This is a genomic window from Corynebacterium sp. ACRPH (assembly GCF_022347285.1).
In the GTDB taxonomy this organism is placed as follows: Bacteria; Actinomycetota; Actinomycetes; order Mycobacteriales; family Mycobacteriaceae; genus Corynebacterium.
Genome location: NZ_JAKRND010000048.1, coordinates 1 through 665 on the forward strand (window position 1 = coordinate 1; position 665 = coordinate 665).

Annotated in this window: 1 pseudogene; it reads right to left on the minus strand. The window is 63.8% G+C overall.

The annotated features are described in order from the left end of the window. Window positions 1-665: pseudogene (locus tag MHX66_RS10515) on the minus strand (type IV secretion protein Rhs); the annotation flags it as partial.

Here is a 665-nt window from a genome sequence, read left to right on the forward strand (position 1 = left end):
CCGTTGTAGTCGGTTTGTTGGGTGATGTCCCCGTCGAGGTTGTAGGTGTAGGTCCAGGTGTGGCCGTCGGCGTTGGTGATGGCCACGGGTTGCATTTGGGTGTTGTAGGTGATGGTGGTGGTCGCACCAGTGGCGTCGGTGGTGGTGATGGGTTTGTCGAAGACGGTGTAGGTGGTTGTGGTGGTTGCTCCGGTTTCGTTGGTGGTGGTTAGTTGGTTGCCTTCGCCGTCGTAGGTGGCGGTGAGGGTGGTGCCATCAGGGTGGGTGAGTGTGGTGGGCCAGCCTTCGGGGGTGTAGTCGATGCGGGTGGTGTTGCCGTCGGGGTCGAGGGTGTCGGTGATAAGTCCTTGGATGTTGAGGGTGTGGCTGGTGCGGCGGCCGGCGGGGTCGGTGATGGCGATGGTGCGGCCGGCGTTATCGCAGTCGATGTGGGTGGTGGCCCCATCGGGGTTGGTGATGCTGGCAGGGGTGATGCCGGTGACGCGGTAGTCGTAGGTGTAGCAGGTGGTGGCTCCGTCGGCGGTGGTGATGGCGGTGGTCATGCCGAAGGTGTCGACTTGGTAGTCGGTGGTGTGTCCGTCGCGGCCGGTGATGCGTACGGGCATGCCCCAGGTGCCGGGTTCGATGGTTGTGGTGGTCCCGTCGGGGTAGGTGGTGTGGGTGAT